The sequence below is a fragment of the Clostridium sp. CM038 genome, assembly GCF_055081105.1.
In genome coordinates, this window is the sequence record NZ_CM143651.1 from 2,145,617 (window position 1) to 2,161,183 (window position 15,567).

Annotated in this window: 15 protein-coding genes and 1 other annotated feature; of the genes, 2 read left to right on the forward strand and 13 right to left on the reverse strand. The window is 30.9% G+C overall.

Features of this window, described 5'->3' with window-relative positions:
* Positions 1-2: 2 nt before the first annotated feature.
* The 8 genes from typA to ACWJKS_RS09930 all read right to left on the reverse strand — a co-directional run bounded on the left by typA (position 3) and on the right by ACWJKS_RS09930 (position 8,538).
* The gene (gene typA, locus ACWJKS_RS09895) at positions 3-1,826 is read right to left on the reverse strand and encodes a translational GTPase TypA (RefSeq protein WP_165412739.1); all 1,824 of its coding nucleotides are present in this window, start codon (positions 1,824-1,826) and stop codon (positions 3-5) included.
* Positions 1,827-2,074: 248 nt separating this feature from the next.
* A complete protein-coding gene (locus ACWJKS_RS09900) occupies positions 2,075-2,527 on the reverse strand; it encodes a Fur family transcriptional regulator (protein WP_165412740.1) in 453 nt (150 codons plus the stop codon).
* A 183-nt stretch (positions 2,528-2,710) separates the two neighbouring features.
* Complete coding sequence (locus ACWJKS_RS09905; RefSeq protein ID WP_165412741.1) at positions 2,711-2,968, reverse strand: DUF1292 domain-containing protein; 258 nt, start codon at positions 2,966-2,968, stop codon at positions 2,711-2,713.
* Between the two features lie 71 nt (positions 2,969-3,039).
* Complete coding sequence (ruvX, locus tag ACWJKS_RS09910) at positions 3,040-3,459, reverse strand: Holliday junction resolvase RuvX (RefSeq protein ID WP_165412742.1); 420 nt, start codon at positions 3,457-3,459, stop codon at positions 3,040-3,042.
* 76 nt (positions 3,460-3,535) lie between these two features.
* On the reverse strand, positions 3,536-3,793 hold the full coding sequence (locus ACWJKS_RS09915; protein ID WP_165412743.1) for an IreB family regulatory phosphoprotein: 258 nt from the start codon (positions 3,791-3,793) through the stop codon (positions 3,536-3,538).
* Positions 3,794-3,976: 183 nt separating this feature from the next.
* Positions 3,977-6,622 carry an alanine--tRNA ligase gene (gene alaS / locus ACWJKS_RS09920; protein WP_462959484.1) on the reverse strand — a complete coding sequence of 882 codons (2,646 nt, stop codon included), beginning with the start codon at positions 6,620-6,622 and terminating at the stop codon, positions 3,977-3,979.
* A gap of 120 nt (positions 6,623-6,742) precedes the next feature.
* Positions 6,743-6,936 (reverse strand) — a binding site (T-box leader).
* An 80-nt stretch (positions 6,937-7,016) separates the two neighbouring features.
* Positions 7,017-8,045 (reverse strand): AI-2E family transporter, encoded by a 1,029-nt coding sequence (locus ACWJKS_RS09925; RefSeq protein WP_462959485.1) that lies wholly within the window; start codon positions 8,043-8,045, stop codon positions 7,017-7,019.
* A complete protein-coding gene (locus ACWJKS_RS09930) occupies positions 8,032-8,538 on the reverse strand; it encodes a PRC-barrel domain-containing protein (RefSeq protein WP_165412746.1) in 507 nt (168 codons plus the stop codon). Before ACWJKS_RS09930 ends, ACWJKS_RS09925 begins: the two co-directional genes overlap by 14 nt.
* 253 nt (positions 8,539-8,791) lie before the next feature.
* On the opposite strand from ACWJKS_RS09930, the gene nagZ reads away from it, so the two are divergent.
* Positions 8,792-10,012 (forward strand): beta-N-acetylhexosaminidase, encoded by a 1,221-nt coding sequence (gene nagZ / locus ACWJKS_RS09935; protein WP_462959486.1) that lies wholly within the window; start codon positions 8,792-8,794, stop codon positions 10,010-10,012.
* 73 nt (positions 10,013-10,085) lie between these two features.
* Here the strand turns inward: nagZ and nifU (ACWJKS_RS09940) are convergent, their stop codons facing one another.
* From nifU (ACWJKS_RS09940) to ACWJKS_RS09960, 5 genes are all read right to left on the reverse strand, one after another.
* Positions 10,086-10,481, reverse strand: coding sequence for a Fe-S cluster assembly scaffold protein NifU (nifU, locus tag ACWJKS_RS09940; RefSeq protein WP_187351419.1), 396 nt, complete (start codon positions 10,479-10,481; stop codon positions 10,086-10,088).
* A gap of 165 nt (positions 10,482-10,646) precedes the next feature.
* Positions 10,647-11,723 carry a tRNA 2-thiouridine(34) synthase MnmA gene (gene mnmA / locus ACWJKS_RS09945; protein ID WP_165412749.1) on the reverse strand — a complete coding sequence of 359 codons (1,077 nt, stop codon included), beginning with the start codon at positions 11,721-11,723 and terminating at the stop codon, positions 10,647-10,649.
* 10 nt (positions 11,724-11,733) lie between these two features.
* Positions 11,734-12,162 carry a Fe-S cluster assembly scaffold protein NifU gene (gene nifU / locus ACWJKS_RS09950; protein ID WP_165412750.1) on the reverse strand — a complete coding sequence of 143 codons (429 nt, stop codon included), beginning with the start codon at positions 12,160-12,162 and terminating at the stop codon, positions 11,734-11,736.
* A gap of 1 nt (position 12,163) precedes the next feature.
* Complete coding sequence (nifS, locus tag ACWJKS_RS09955) at positions 12,164-13,348, reverse strand: cysteine desulfurase NifS (protein WP_216302804.1); 1,185 nt, start codon at positions 13,346-13,348, stop codon at positions 12,164-12,166.
* Positions 13,341-13,781 (reverse strand): RrF2 family transcriptional regulator, encoded by a 441-nt coding sequence (locus ACWJKS_RS09960; protein WP_165412752.1) that lies wholly within the window; start codon positions 13,779-13,781, stop codon positions 13,341-13,343. The genes nifS and ACWJKS_RS09960 overlap by 8 nt, the downstream gene beginning before the upstream one ends.
* Before the next feature lie 340 nt (positions 13,782-14,121).
* Here ACWJKS_RS09960 and hisS point away from each other — a divergent pair, with 340 nt between their 5' ends.
* On the forward strand, positions 14,122-15,438 hold the full coding sequence (gene hisS / locus ACWJKS_RS09965) for a histidine--tRNA ligase (RefSeq protein WP_165412753.1): 1,317 nt from the start codon (positions 14,122-14,124) through the stop codon (positions 15,436-15,438).
* Positions 15,439-15,567 lie beyond the last annotated feature (129 nt).

Here is a 15,567-nt window from a genome sequence, read left to right on the forward strand (position 1 = left end):
TGCTATTTGCTTTTTTTGCTAGTTGCTCTTTTTCTTTCTCCTGAATCTAATATTCTTTTTCTCATTCTGATATTTAGAGGAGTAATTTCAACTAACTCATCAACAGCTATAAATTCTAAGCATTGTTCTAGTGTCATTTGTTTTACTGGAACTAGTTTTGGTGATTCATCTGCTCCTGAAGATCTAGTATTTGTTAATTGTTTCTTTCTACAAATATTTATCTCCATATCTCCAGCTCTTGCACATTCTCCTGCAATCATTCCTGCATATACAGGCACTCCTGGTTCTAGGAAAAGAGTACCACGATCCTGAGCATTAAATAATCCGTAAGTAATTGATTCTCCTGTTTCAAATACAATTAAAGAACCTCTACTTCTATCTGGTATTTCACCTCTGTATTTATCGTAACCATCTAGAACGTGATTCATTATACCATTACCCTTGGTATCAGTCATAAGTTCACTTCTAAATCCAATTAATCCTCTTGATGGTATTTTAAATTCTAATCTAGTGTATCCATTTATAGCTGAAGTCATATTTACCATTTCTGCTTTTCTAGGTCCCATTTTCTCCATTACTACGCCCATAAATTCTTCTGGTACGTCAATTGTAAGGTACTCAATTGGCTCTGTTTTATGGCCATTTTCTTCTTTAAATATAACATTTGCTTTTGACACTTGGAATTCATATCCTTCACGTCTCATAGTTTCAATTAGAACTGAAAGATGAAGTTCTCCTCTTCCACTTACTTCAAAACCATCATCAATTTCTTTTACTCTTAAACTAACATTGGTTTCAAGCTCTTTGATAAGTCTATCTCTTATGTGTCTTGATGTAACATAAGTTCCTTCTTTTCCTGCAAAAGGAGAATTATTAACCATGAAATTCATAGTTAGTGTAGGCTCATCAATTTCAACGAATGGAAGAGCTTCTGGTTCATTAATATCAGCTATTGTCTCTCCGATGTTAATGTCTGGAATACCAGAAACTGCTACTATATCACCAAGCATTGCTTCTTCAGTTTCTTCTCTTTTAAGACCTTTGTAAACAAAAAGAGCTGAAACTTTAACATTGTTTATTGTGCCATCTTTTCTTATAAGTGCGATAGGTTGATTTCTTTTGATTGATCCTCTTTCGATCTTTCCTATTCCAATCTTACCAACATACTCATTATAATCAATAGTTGAAATAAGCAATTGAAGTGGCATATCTAAATATCCTTCTGGTGCCTTTACATTCTTTACTATAGAATCAAATAATGGTTCCATGTTGTCACTTACATCATCAACATTTAATTTAGCAAATCCTTCTCTAGCAGAAGCATATACCACTGCAAAATCTAATTGTTCATCATCCGCTCCAAGTTCAACAAATAGGTCAAAGACTTCATCAAGAACATGTGTAGGACGACCATCTTTTCTATCAATTTTGTTTATAACAACGATTGGCTTAAGGTTTAATTCTAATGCCTTTTTTAAAACGAATTTAGTTTGTGGCATTGGACCTTCATATGCATCAACTACAAGAAGTACGCTATCAACCATTTTAAGTACTCGTTCAACCTCTCCACCGAAGTCAGCGTGGCCAGGAGTATCAACTATATTTATTTTAATTCCATTATGCATTATTGCAGTATTTTTAGAAAGAATTGTTATTCCTCTTTCTTTTTCTAAATCGTTAGAGTCCATTACTCTTTCTTGCACTTTTTCGTTTTCTCTAAAAACATGGCTTTGTTTAAGTAAACAATCCACTAGTGTTGTCTTACCGTGATCTACGTGAGCAATTATTGCTATATTTCTAACATCATTTCTTGTAAATAAATTCATATTAATCCTCCAATTTTTTTTCGTAAGTTAAACATATTACACAAACAAAAATTGGATACGTCTTTAAGTACCCAACTTTCGCATTTACTATACTTATTTTAATGTTATCTTGCAAAAAAGTCAACTATGTATAGCATTCATTATTAAAAAAACGATACATTTACTTAAATTACATCATTTACTTGGTTTTTTCATCACATCATCCCACATAAATACAAATGCTTCCTCTGTAGGATTTATCGTTTACATTATTTACAAATACACTTGTCACAAACACCATAGAATTTCAAACTATGATCTTCAATCTTAAAGTTATATTTTTTTTCAACAATAGTCTCTAATTCCTCTAGTAAATCTCCCTGCACCTCTAATACTTTACCACAGCGATTACATATTAGGTGATGATGTTGATGTCTCTCATTTTCATGGTTAAGTTCATATCTACTACAGCCATCATCTAAATCAAACTTTCGAATTACACCCATTTCTTCTAAAAGTTGAACTGTTCTATAAATTGTAGCAAGACCTATTTCTGGACAGTCAGATTTAACCAAGTCATATAGTTCTTCCGCAGTAAGATGGCTACCTTCACTCTTAATTATCCCATTTAAAATAGCCCTTCTCTGCGGAGTAAGCTTATAGCCCTCTTGTTTTAGAGTTTCTTTTAAACTCTCAACGCTCTCTGGAGATACCTTTGACATATATATACCCCTTTTCTACAAACATCATTTGACTCATAGATAAAATTATATTAAGTATACTTTTATTTTAATCCTTTATTATAATATTGTCAATTGATAATCATTTAGTTTTAAGAAAATAGGTTAATTAGTTTGAAAATATATTAAAATGTCTTAATTTAGAATCTTTTTGCTTAAATACTATTATAGTTCTCCTGAAGAAATTGCGTCATACGCCTCTGAAATCATTTCAAACTCTTCATCATCATCTATTGTAACTAAAATATCCTCACCCTCTGCGTCCTTATCTATTCTTAGTGCAATTGCATCAATATCTTCTTCACCAGTTGGCGCAACTATAACATATTCCTTATCTTTAATGTCCAATTTCGTTAGTACGTCAAATTCTATTTCTTTACCCTCTTCATCATATAATAATACGGTTTCAACATTGTTATCCATTTTATTTTCTCCTTTCAATTTATGCAATCAATAATATCTTAATACCCGTTGCATATTTTTGTAAATTTCTTTTATAGATGTGTGCCTAAACTATCTAAATATCCTTGTAAAATGAATGTAGCCGCAATTTTATCTACAATCTTTTTTCTTTTTGATCTAGATAAATCGCCCTCGAGCATTACTCTATTAGCAGCTACTGTTGATAATCTTTCATCCCACATTTTCACTTCTAAATTTAATGTTTCTTTAAGCTTTTCACAAAAACGCTGAACCTTTTCCCCTTGTGGTCCTATAGTTCCATTCATATTTTTAGGGAGGCCTGATACAAAACTTTCTACATTGTATTCCTTACATATTTTAGAAAGTTCCTCTATATCTAGAACTATGCTTTTCCTTTTAATTGTTGTAATTCCCTGTGCTGTTAATCCTAACGGATCGCATACAGCTACCCCTATTGTTCTGTCTCCAATATCTAACCCTAATATTCTCATCCAAATGCTCCTTTAATAATAGCCTAGCTAATGTACACCATTAACTTTAAAAAATAAAATGCCCCCTATGGGCATTTTACTTTTTTATGTCTAGATAAGATTTCAAAACTTCTTCCAATATCTCATCTCTCTCTAGCTTTCTTACCATCGCTCTTGCTCCATTGTAGTTCGTTATATATGTCGGATCTCCTGAAATTAGATATCCTACCATTTGGTTCACTGGGTTATAGCCCTTTTTTATAAGTGAATTATATACGTCAGTCAAAATAGTTTTTGTTAAATCTTTTTTATCTTTTACAAAATCAAATTGGACTGTATTTTGATTATTATCCATTATATACACCCCTTTCCTCATCATACGCTAAACACTAAAATTTATCCCATTTGAATACGCTAGGAAATCATTTGGTAATATAGTAAATTTTTTCAGTTGTAATAAGTTCCATAATTACATACTAACTATAATTAAATTACTTATTATTAATTATATTATAAAACAACTATTGCAAAAAGTATACTATTTTACCAATCTTTCAATTATAGAGCATACATTCGTTATTGCTTCATCTAATTTTTCGGGAAGCTTTCCACCTGCCTCTGCCATGTCAGGCCTTCCACCACCGCCACCACCAGCGATTTTAGCAACTTCTTTAATTATTTTCCCACAGTGTATTCCTTTATCTATTGCTGACTTAGACGCCATTGCAACAAATTGTACTTTATCGTCTGTACAGCTCCCTATTACCACTACACCATCAACAATCTTATTACGAAGTTTATCAGCTAAATCTCTTAAAGCATCTCCGTTTATATTTTTTACAGCTCCCGAAATCACTTTAACACCTTTGACCTGTTTAATATTCTCTAAAATTTCATCTACTGAAGAACTGGCTAATTTTTCTTTTAATAATACTATTTCCTTTTCTTTGTATTTTAATTCTACCAATTGAGTTTGTAATTTATTTATTATGTCTTTTTCTGAACATTTTAATGTACTTCCAATATATTTTAATAAATTACTTTTATCTTCTACATATTTTATAGATTCACTACCAGTTATAGCTTCAATTCTTCTAACCCCTGCCGCTACTCCTGCTTCAGATAAAATTTTAAATAATCCGATTTCGCCTGAATTTCTAACATGAGTACCGCCACATAATTCCTTACTATACTCTCCTACAGATACTACTCTAACATCTCCTTGATATTTTTCATCAAATAATGCTATAGCTCCAGTTTCCTTAGCTTTCTCAATGGTCATAACCTCAGTCTCCACCTTATACGCCTTCATAATATTGTCATTTACAATTTTCTCAACTTTAGCAATCTCTTTCTCAGTTAGTGCAGAAAAATGAGTGAAGTCAAACCTTAATATATCTTCATTTACATAAGAACCTGATTGATGAACGTGATCACCTAAAACTCTTTTCAGCGTTTCTTGTAGCATGTGAGTTACAGTATGATTTTTACAAATTTGAGCTCTCCTATCTTCGTCAACCTTAAGAGTTACTATTTCATCTGCTATCACTATTCCTTCTAACACCTCAATAAAATGTATTATTTTTCCAGAAATATCTTTTTGGCAATCGTATACTTTTGCTTTAAAATTATCATTAAAAATTATTCCCTTATCTCCAATTTGCCCTCCCATTTCTGCATAGAAAGGAGTATCTTCGGTTACAATAATCCCTTTTGAACCCTTTGAAAGGTCCGTAACATGCTCTTCGCCACTAATTAAAAATTTAGCCTTAGATTCCAATTGTATTTTATCATATCCATCAAATTTTGTTTCTATATTTTTAGGAATTAAGTTCATTGAACTTTCTCCACTGCCCATATAATTTGACTGTACTCTAGCAGCTCTTGCCCTTTGCTTTTGACTTTGCATTGCAGCATTAAATCCTTCTAAATCAATTTTTATACCAGCATCGCTAAGTATTTCTTCTGTAAGCTCATATGGAAAACCATAGGTATCGTATAATTTAAAAGCTTTATCTCCACCTAAAATTTTATTGTTATTTTTTTGAAGCTCTTCTATGTAAACTTTTAAAATATCCATACCAGAATCTATAGTTTCTAAAAATCTTTCCTCTTCAATTTTTATAACTTTCTTAATATAGGATGATTTTTCTTTTAATTCTGGGTATGCTTTAGAGGAGTTTTCAATAACAGTATCGCAAAGTTCACTTAAAAAAGTATTTTTAATTCCAATTAACCTACCATGCCTTGCCGCACGCCTTAGTAGTCGCCTAAGAACATAACCTCTTCCCTCATTAGACGGAAGTACACCATCACTTATCATAAAGGTTGTGCTTCTAACATGGTCTGTTATAACTTTTAAAGATATCGACTCATTACAGCTATCGCCACATTTCACGCCTGAAATTCTTGAAACTTCTTCTAAAATATTTTTTATAGTATCTACTTCAAATATACTATCTGTGCCTTGCATTATGCCAGCTATTCTCTCGAGACCCATACCTGTATCTATATTAGGATTTTTTAATTTGTTGTAGTTACCATGCTCATCCTTATTAAATTGAGTGAACACTAAATTCCAAAATTCTATTACTCTATCTTCATTGCCTGCCTTAATAAACTCTTCTTCCGTTTTTATTTGGCCGAGTTCTACATTTCTATCGAAGTGTATTTCTGAACTCGGTCCACAAGGTCCTTGACCTATTTCCCAAAAATTTTCTTCTTTTCCTAATCTAAAAATACGTGAAGGATCAACATCAGTATTTTTAATCCATACATCAAAAGCCTCATCATCCTCTAAATATATAGTTATATATAAATTTTCTTTTGGTATTTTCAAAACCTCTGTTGCATATTCCCAAGCCCATGGTATAACCTCTTTTTTGAAATAATCACCAAAAGAAAAATTTCCAAGCATTTCAAAGAAAGTGCCATGTCTTGATGTCTTTCCTACATTCTCAATATCTCCTGTCCTAATACATTTTTGACAATTAGTTATTCTAGTATTAGGTGGTGTTTTAATTCCTGTAAAATATGGTTTAAGTGGTTGCATACCCGCATTTACAAGCAATAAACTGCTGTCATTCTTAGGTACTAGAGGAAAACTTTCTAGTCTAAGATGCTCTTTACCTTCAAAAAAATTTAGAAACGATTCCCTAATTTCATTTAATCCTAATTTTTCCATAATATCTCCTCCGATTGTTTATAGACTGTGTTAACACGATCTATTTATGCTAATTTTATATATAGAATTTTAAAATTCATAATTTTCTAAAATATAAAAAAAAACCTTCACTTCCCTAAAGCAAGGGACGAAAGTTTTCCGCGTTACCACCCTAATTATATCACTATATAATTAATAACAATTAATTACACTGCAATATCTCTCAACAAAATAAGGTTCAAAGACAGCTTCAATATGGCTATCAAGAAGTTTTCACCCTCCACTTCCTCTCTAAATGACTAACTATATTTACTAATTCTTATCATTACCTGATATTAACTTATATATACTATAGTACATTTTACCTTAATACTTCAAGATATGCAAATTATAAATAAAAATATATTGCTTATTCCTAGAATAGATAATAGTTTAAGTCCTCATATATAACTTTTATCACTACTCCTAGTGGCACTGCTAGTATCATACCTAAAATCCCTCCAACCTTCCCACCTATAACCAACAATAATATTACTGTTAATGGGTGCATACTTATACTATCTCCAATTATTTTTGGTGACAATATACTTCCTTCGATTTGTTGAAGTGCAAATAGCCACAACGCTGTATATAAAGCTATTTTTGGAGAGTCAAGCAGAGCTATTAAAATGATAGGTATTACCCCAAATATAGGTCCAAAGTAAGGTATTATATTAAAAATTCCATTTATCAATGAGAGCATCAAAGGAAAATCAACTTTCATAAACATTAATATCAAAAATGTAGCAATGGTTATAATTCCACATAAGATAAATTGACTTATAATATACCTTCCTAATACTTTATCAATATCCGCTATGATTCTCTTTATTATATTTCTGCTCTCTGGTGGAAAAACTATCAATGCCTTATTTATCATATTTTCACTATCGCATAAAAAGTAATATACTATTAAAGGCGAAACCATGTAAGTTAATATATTCTCACCGATGCCCATGATAGAATCTAATATTTTATCAAATATTAGAAGTATTTGAGCATTTGATTTTTGGTATATAGTAGTCATAATACTACTCATGACTCTGCTTCTATTTAATACTTTTATTTTCATATTTGCATTAATTAAATATTTTTGCAAATCATTTATTGCCTTATTTATGTCTAAACTTTCTCTAAATATTGATGGAATTACCACTATAAACGTTAATAATACTAAACTTAATAAACCGACTATTATTAAACAAGCAGAAGCTTTTTTATTTACTCCTTTTCTAATTAAAAGCATATATAATGGTTTTAGTATATATGCCACAATGAAAGAAATAAAGACTAAATTTATTAATTGTTTAACAATAGGGATTTTTATTAACATAAAGAGTACAACTACAAAAATAATAATACTGAGAATCGTAATAGCTAACTTCTTTTTGCTAATTTTTTTCATCGGCTTTTCCCTCCACAAAGAAGTTATGTGGCATACTTTTAAAACATGATTCATCAAAATTGGGAATGTAGAGAATATTTTCTTCTCCAAGTATTAGTTCATTTATTAGCATTATTCTTTTCCCTCTAAGTAAATTTGTAATAAATCCAGAAGACACTATAATTCCTTTTATTTCAAATGTATCACATGAAAAAGTAATATCCTCCACCATACCAAATACATTGCTACATTTATCTATTACATCCATATTAATAAAGCTATGTAAACATAGATATTTATTTTTCTCTACTTTTTTAACTACCATATGCTTATTAAAATATATGATGTCTTCTTTTAATACACTTAAATTTTTATGGAAAAGTTTATAAGGAGATATTACAAATCCGATTACCTTTCCTTTATTAAAATCCATTAACAAATCTCTGATAAACCCAATTTTCTTGCCATCCATACTAACAACATTCATAAATATAAAATCTCTGCTTTTAAACATATTATCTCCTAAATGAAAAAAATTTAATTATTATTTATTTATAGTTATATTCTCCAAATAATCTAAGAATTATTACATATACTAAAAATAATGTTAAAGATTAATATTTTGTAATTTTACAATTTCTTATATTAAATTACTGTTAGCCCTATTTTTTATATTTGCTCTAAATAATATTTTTAATAATAATTTTACTCTTTAATGACTTCTTTACCCTATTAATTTTATTAAAAGAAAGTGGTGAAATTTTGTAATGAAAAAATTAGTTATAAGTATATTGTTAATTGGTGGTTTATTTTTATCTGGCTGTAGTAATTCAAATTCTAACCTTAGCCCTAATATTAATTCTAAGGATGAGGTTGTTAATCCTAAGCCTGAAAATATTGATGTAGTTCAAAACAAGATTGATGCTATGAGTTTAGATGACAAGATTGGTCAGTTAGTAATTGTTGGGCTTGATGGTTATACAATGAATAATAATATAAATAATTTGATTAAAGACCATAAAGTTGGTGGATTTATTTTATTTAGAAATAATGTAGCTACTTCTAATCAATTAGTTATCCTGATTAACTCACTAAAAACTACTAATTCACAAAACAAAACGCCTCTATTTATTTCTGTAGATGAGGAAGGTGGACGGGTATCACGAATTCCAAATGAAATTAAAAAGATTCCATCCAATCAAGTTATAGGGGAAAAGAACGATGGTGCCTTAAGTTACAACATTGGGAAAATTATTGCAGAAGAACTTAAAACCTTTGGATTTAATATGAATTTTGCTCCAGTACTCGATATAAATAGCAACCCTAATAATCCTGTAATAGGAGACAGAGCTTTTGGGAGTACCACTGATATTGTTAATAAACTAGGCATTAAAACCATGGAAGGTATGATAGATAACAATATAATTCCTGTGGTAAAACACTTTCCTGGCCATGGGGACACTTCAGTTGATTCCCATGTAGGCCTGCCTGTAGTAAATAAGGATTTAACAAAACTTAATGCTTTTGAACTGACTCCTTTTAATGAAGCTATAAAGAATAATGTGGATGCCATTATGGTATCACATATATTACTTAATAAAATAGATTCTGTTTATCCTGCGAGTATGTCAAAAGTTATTATAACCGATATATTAAGAGGAACTTTAAAGTTTAGCGGTGTAGTCATTACTGATGATATGACCATGGCGGCCATTACAAAATATAATGACATTGGCGATGCTGCCGTTAAATCATTTAATGCTGGAAGTGACATTATCTTAGTATGCCATGAATATGACAACGAGCTAAAAGTAATTAATTCACTAAAAGCTGCAGTACAAAATAATGTAATATCAGAAAATAGGTTAAATGAGAGTGTATATAGAATACTGAAACTCAAAGAAAAATATATTATTAATAACGCTGCAATAAGTTCAATAAACATTCATGAAATTAACAATAAAATAGAAAACTTATTGAAAGAGTAAATCAAAATCAAACTACATGGGATTAACACCAATGAAGTTTCATTAAATCATCTCCTGCGTAGCTGAAATATATTTATTTTAAATCATTCTTCCAAGGCTCAAGCATGCATGACTCTCTATAATTATTTATCGCATTATGTATAGTTTGTTCTGCAAGCACTGAGCAATGTTGTTTTAAAGCCGGTAATCCTTCCAGAGCTTCAATAACTGACTTGTTGGTTAATTCCCATGCCTTCTCTAAGTTTTTACCCTTTATAAGCTCTGTCGCAATGCTAGATGATGCAATAGCTGAGCCACACCCAAAAGCCTTAAACTTAACACTAGTTATTATATTATCCTCAACCTTTATATAAATCTTCATTATATCCCCGCAATTAGGGTCCCCTGCCTCTCCAATACCGTTAGCATCACCTAATATACCCATATTTCTTGGACTATAAAAATGCTCCATAACCTTATCACTATACATCATAATATTGCTCCTCCTTTTATAAACAAAATAATAAAATTATCACCTTCAAAGCTGAAATTTCACTATTTAAAATAGTTACAATTATCCACTATAAATACAGAGGGATACCTAGTTTTTTAACTAAATATCCCTCTGCCTAAATTATAAACTAAATTAGTACACCTATAAAATTTCCTCGATTATCCCTCCGCCAACTACTAAGTTTTCTGAATAGAAAACTACTGATTGGCCTTTGGTTATAGCTCTTTGTTTCTCATCAAAAACGACCTTCACTCTATTATTTTCCAAAGGAATTAAATTAGCTAATTGAGGTTTTGCAGAATATCTAATCTTAGCCGAAACTCTTAAATTTGAGGTGAGCTTATCGAAGAGAATGAAATTTAAATCTTTTGCTATAAGCTCAGTTTTAAAAATATCCTCCTCATCGCCTATTATTACTTGATTAGTTAGAGGGTTAATGTCAGTAACAAAAACAGGCTTACCTACCGCTATCCCAAGTCCTTTTCGCTGTCCTATAGTATAATACACTATTCCCTTGTGTCTTCCCATAATTTCCCCTTGCTTATTAACAAAGTTACCTGGCTTTATTTCTCTACCACTATACTTCTTAATATAAGCTCCATGGTCATTATCAGGTATAAAGCAAATTTCTTGGCTGTCCCTTTTTTTAAAAACCTCTAGTCCAATTCGCTCTGCAATATTTCGTATTTCTGGTTTAGCATAATCTCCACAGGGCATTAAAGTGTGACTTAATTGCTCTTGAGTTAATGTATACAATGCATAAGTTTGATCTTTTCTATCATCTTCTGATTTTCTAAGAATATATCGATCGTCTTGTTTTTCAATTTTAGCATAGTGACCTGTAGCTATATAATCAGCCCCAAGCGCCTTCGCTTTTCTTAAAAATTCTTCGAATTTAATCATCTTATTACATACAATACATGGATTAGGCGTTCTACCTTCCATATATTCATCAATAAAGTTATCAATAACATTTGTCTTAAAAACATCCTTAAAATTCATAACATAAAAGGGTATATCTAGTACGTCTGCAACGCGCCTTGCGTCATTTGCTGCAGAAATAGAACAACATCCGCCTTCATTTTCTTCATAATCCTGATTATCTGGTGATAGCTTCATCATAATTCCTATAACTTCATATCCTTGCTCTTTCAAAAGATATGCAGCTACGGAACTATCTACTCCACCACTCATTCCGATAACTACTTTTTTCTTCATTTAATATCACCTATTCTCCGTGTACTTCACCATGTATATCGTCATGTTCTACGAAATCCCATACTTCAAGTCCAGCCTTACTTCTATAATCATTAATTGCTTTGTGAATAGCTTCTTCAGCAAGTACTGAGCAATGCATTTTTATTGCTGGAAGTCCATCTAACGCTTCAGCCACAGCTAAATTTGTAAGTGTCCATGCATCATCTACAGATTTACCTTTAATAAGCTCTGTTGCCATACTTGAAGATGCTATAGCTGATCCACAACCAAAAGTTTTAAACTTTGCATCTACTACTATATTTTCTTCTACTTTTAAATAAACTTTCATAATATCTCCACATCTAGCGTTACCAACCTCACCAATTCCACTAGCATTTTGAATTTCTCCTACATTTCTTGGGTTAGTAAAATGGTCCATAACTTTTTCACTGTACATCATATTAATTTTCCCCTTTCTTTAAGTAGTCATCCCATAGCGGGGACATATCTCTTAATCTTTGGATTATTTTTGGTATTGTTTCTAATGCAAAATCTACTTCTTCCTCTGTGGTAGCATCACCTAATGTTAATCTTAAGGATCCATGTGCTATCTCATGCTTAAGGCCTATTGCAAGTAACACGTGAGATGGGTCTAAGGAACCCGATGTACATGCGCTTCCACTTGACGCTGCAATGCCTTTTGCATCTAACATCAATAATATAGATTCACCTTCTATAAATCTAAAACATATATTCGAATTACCTGGGAGCCTTTTTGCTCCTATTGGTCCATTTAATCTTGTGTAAGGTACTTCTAATAATCCATTCATAAGCTTATCTCTTAAATACACTAGCTTTTTATTATTTTCTACCATGTTTTCTACAGCTAGTTCAAGAGCTTTACCAATTCCCACTATGCTAGCTACATTTTCAGTACCTGCTCTTCTATTTCTTTCTTGTCCACCACCATGTATTAAATTATCTATTTTAATTCCTTTTCTTACATATAAAGCTCCTATGCCCTTAGGTCCATAAAATTTATGACCAGCAAGGGATAATAAATCTATATTCATTTCTTTTACATCAACTGGAATATGGCCTACTGCTTGAACTGCATCCGTATGAAAAAGTATTTTTTTACTTCTACATAATGCGCCTATTTCTTTTATTGGTTCTATTGTTCCAATTTCATTGTTAGCGAACATTACAGATACTAGAATAGTTTTATCTGTAATAGCATTTTCTAAATCTTTAATGCTAATAAATCCGTATTCGTCAACTGGTAAATATGTAATTTCAAATCCATTCTTAGCTAAATATTCGCAAGTATGTAATACTGCATGATGTTCAATTGTTGTTGTTATTATATGATTTCCCTTTTGCTTATAAGCAGAAGCTATCCCCTTTATTGCCCAGTTATCTGCTTCAGAACCTCCACCAGTAAAGTAAATTTCATTTTCGCTGGCGTTTAGCGCTTTTGCCACCTTGTCTCTTGCGACATCAATAGCTTTTTTAGTTTCTCTTGACAAAGAGTAAATTGATGAAGGATTTCCAAAGTATTTTGTAAAATAAGGAATCATCGCGTCCAAAACTTCTGGTTTAGTATAAGTGGTTGCAGCGTGGTCCATGTAAATTGATTTATTCATTATCTTTCACTCCTTTAATTAATGTAATTTCATTGTAATCATCTACAATATCTTTTAAAGTTATTGATGACGTTACACTATCTATACTATTTTTTAATTTCTTCCATAATAATCTAGTAGCACAACAATCAATATTATTGCATGCTCCGTCTTCTAAACAATTTGACACCTCAATTGGACCTTCAAGTACATCAAGGACGTCTTGTATAGTTATTTCCTCTGGTTTTCTATTTAGTATGTATCCACCCTGAGCTCCCCTTATACTTTTAATAAGTTTAGCGCGCCTTAGTGATGAAAATAATTGTTCTAAATAATATTCGGAAATATTTTGTCTTTCTGATATGCTTTTTATAGATACAGGTTGTTCTCCATAATTTATTGATAAATCCACCATGGCTTTAACCCCATATCTTCCCTTAGTAGATAATTTCATTTAATCACTCCTTCAAAGTAGAGTGTTTTGCTATACTTTCTAAAATAATGATATCAAATCCTAGTAATGTTGTCAACTATAAATAACTCAATTTTTCATTATTATTCCTATTTATAAGCTAAATCATTGAATTATTCATTAATAATCCATATATATATCCATAATGCTCAAATTTATATATTATGAGACGTATTTAATCTTATAACTAAAAAAGTTCATATTCATCCTTGAAGTATTTAATTATATATAGTATAATTTAAAAAAAGCTTTGGAAGAATATCACCCACGTAGGTACATCACTTGCGTGGGGTTTTTTATATTTTTATAGGAGGTATTAAAAATGAAAAATGAAATTGTAAAACCATCAATTTTACCTGGCTTCATGGAGTTACTGCCAGCAGATCAAATTCAATTCAACAAATTAGCAGATACAATAAGGGAAACATATGAGAGCTTTGGGTTTATGCCCATAGACACACCAGTAATAGAGAAATCAGAAATACTCCTAGCAAAGGGAGGCGGAGAAACCGAAAAACAAATTTATAGATTTTTAAAGGGTAGTAATGATTTATCCCTTAGATTTGATTTAACAGTGCCACTCGCGAGATATGTGGCTCAAAATTTTAGTTCTTTAACTTTCCCATTTAGAAGATACCAAATCGGTAAGGTATATAGAGGAGAGAGAAATCAAAAAGGACGTTTCCGTGAATTTTACCAATGCGATATTGATATTGTTGGAAGCAACAGTTTAAGTATTTTGAATGATGCTGAAATACCTAGCATTATTTATTCAATATTCAACAATCTTGGATTTAAGAATTTCACAATAAAAATAAACAATAGAAAGTTATTAAATGGTTTTTTTGAATCTTTAGAAATCCAAGATAAATCTGAGGTTTTAAAGACTATTGATAAAATAGATAAAATTGGAGTAACAACCGCAACCGAGGAACTCTTAAATAGTGGTTTAAGTAAAGAAGTCGTAGAAAAAATTCTTGAATTCATTAATATCAGTGGAAGCAACGATGATATTTTATTATTATTAAAGAATTTAAACATTTCTAATTCAAACTTTAAAGACGGTGTATGTGAACTTTCAACAGTTACTAAATACATTAAATTATTTGGAGTTCCTGATGATAATTTTAAAATAGATTTAAAAATATCCAGAGGCCTCGATTATTACACAGGCACTGTTTATGAAACATTTTTAAACGAATACCCTTCTATAGGATCTGTATGCTCAGGTGGACGCTATGATGATTTAGCAGGGTATTATACAAAACAAAAACTACCAGGAGTAGGGATATCAATTGGTCTTACTAGATTATTTTATCAATTAAATGAAGTTGGATTCTTTAAAAATAGCACTACCTCTTCAATAACAAAAGCACTAGTAATACCATTAGATAATAATATTGATTATGGAATTTCTCTTGCAAATGCGTTAAGAGATAAGGGCGTAATCACAGAAATATACCTTGAGGATACTAAACTTGTAAAGAAGCTTGGTTATGCAAATAAACTAAACATCCCTTTTGTACTTTTAATCGGTGAAACGGAAGCTCAAAATAAAACTGTTACTATAAAGAATATGCTCACTGGTGAGCAAATAACTTCTGATTTTGATGGTGCTCATAAAATAGTTAATATATAAATCATTAACTCACAAAAAGTAATATATTTTCGCAAAATATATTACTTTTTTTATGAAACGATCGTAGACTTTAAATCATTACCTACAAAGCTGCAATAGCTCCTCCTGAAGTTTTCTCTTTTTTTAGTC

Excerpts from the sequence above, each read along its gene's own strand:
- typA (WP_165412739.1), bottom strand. The coding sequence starts at position 1,826 with ATGAATTTATTTACAAGAAATGATGTTAGAAATATAGCAATAATTGCT.
- ACWJKS_RS09900 (WP_165412740.1), bottom strand. The coding sequence starts at position 2,527 with ATGTCAAAGGTATCTCCAGAGAGCGTTGAGAGTTTAAAAGAAACTCTA.
- ACWJKS_RS09905 (WP_165412741.1), bottom strand. The coding sequence starts at position 2,968 with ATGGATAACAATGTTGAAACCGTATTATTATATGATGAAGAGGGTAAA.
- ruvX (WP_165412742.1), bottom strand. The coding sequence starts at position 3,459 with ATGAGAATATTAGGGTTAGATATTGGAGACAGAACAATAGGGGTAGCT.
- ACWJKS_RS09915 (WP_165412743.1), bottom strand. The coding sequence starts at position 3,793 with ATGGATAATAATCAAAATACAGTCCAATTTGATTTTGTAAAAGATAAA.
- alaS (WP_462959484.1), bottom strand. The coding sequence starts at position 6,622 with ATGGAAAAATTAGGATTAAATGAAATTAGGGAATCGTTTCTAAATTTT.
- ACWJKS_RS09925 (WP_462959485.1), bottom strand. The coding sequence starts at position 8,045 with ATGAAAAAAATTAGCAAAAAGAAGTTAGCTATTACGATTCTCAGTATT.
- ACWJKS_RS09930 (WP_165412746.1), bottom strand. The coding sequence starts at position 8,538 with ATGTTTAAAAGCAGAGATTTTATATTTATGAATGTTGTTAGTATGGAT.
- nagZ (WP_462959486.1), top strand. The coding sequence starts at position 8,792 with ATGAAAAAATTAGTTATAAGTATATTGTTAATTGGTGGTTTATTTTTA.
- nifU (WP_187351419.1), bottom strand. The coding sequence starts at position 10,481 with ATGTATAGTGATAAGGTTATGGAGCATTTTTATAGTCCAAGAAATATG.
- mnmA (WP_165412749.1), bottom strand. The coding sequence starts at position 11,723 with ATGAAGAAAAAAGTAGTTATCGGAATGAGTGGTGGAGTAGATAGTTCC.
- nifU (WP_165412750.1), bottom strand. The coding sequence starts at position 12,162 with ATGATGTACAGTGAAAAAGTTATGGACCATTTTACTAACCCAAGAAAT.
- nifS (WP_216302804.1), bottom strand. The coding sequence starts at position 13,348 with ATGAATAAATCAATTTACATGGACCACGCTGCAACCACTTATACTAAA.
- ACWJKS_RS09960 (WP_165412752.1), bottom strand. The coding sequence starts at position 13,781 with ATGAAATTATCTACTAAGGGAAGATATGGGGTTAAAGCCATGGTGGAT.
- hisS (WP_165412753.1), top strand. The coding sequence starts at position 14,122 with ATGAAAAATGAAATTGTAAAACCATCAATTTTACCTGGCTTCATGGAG.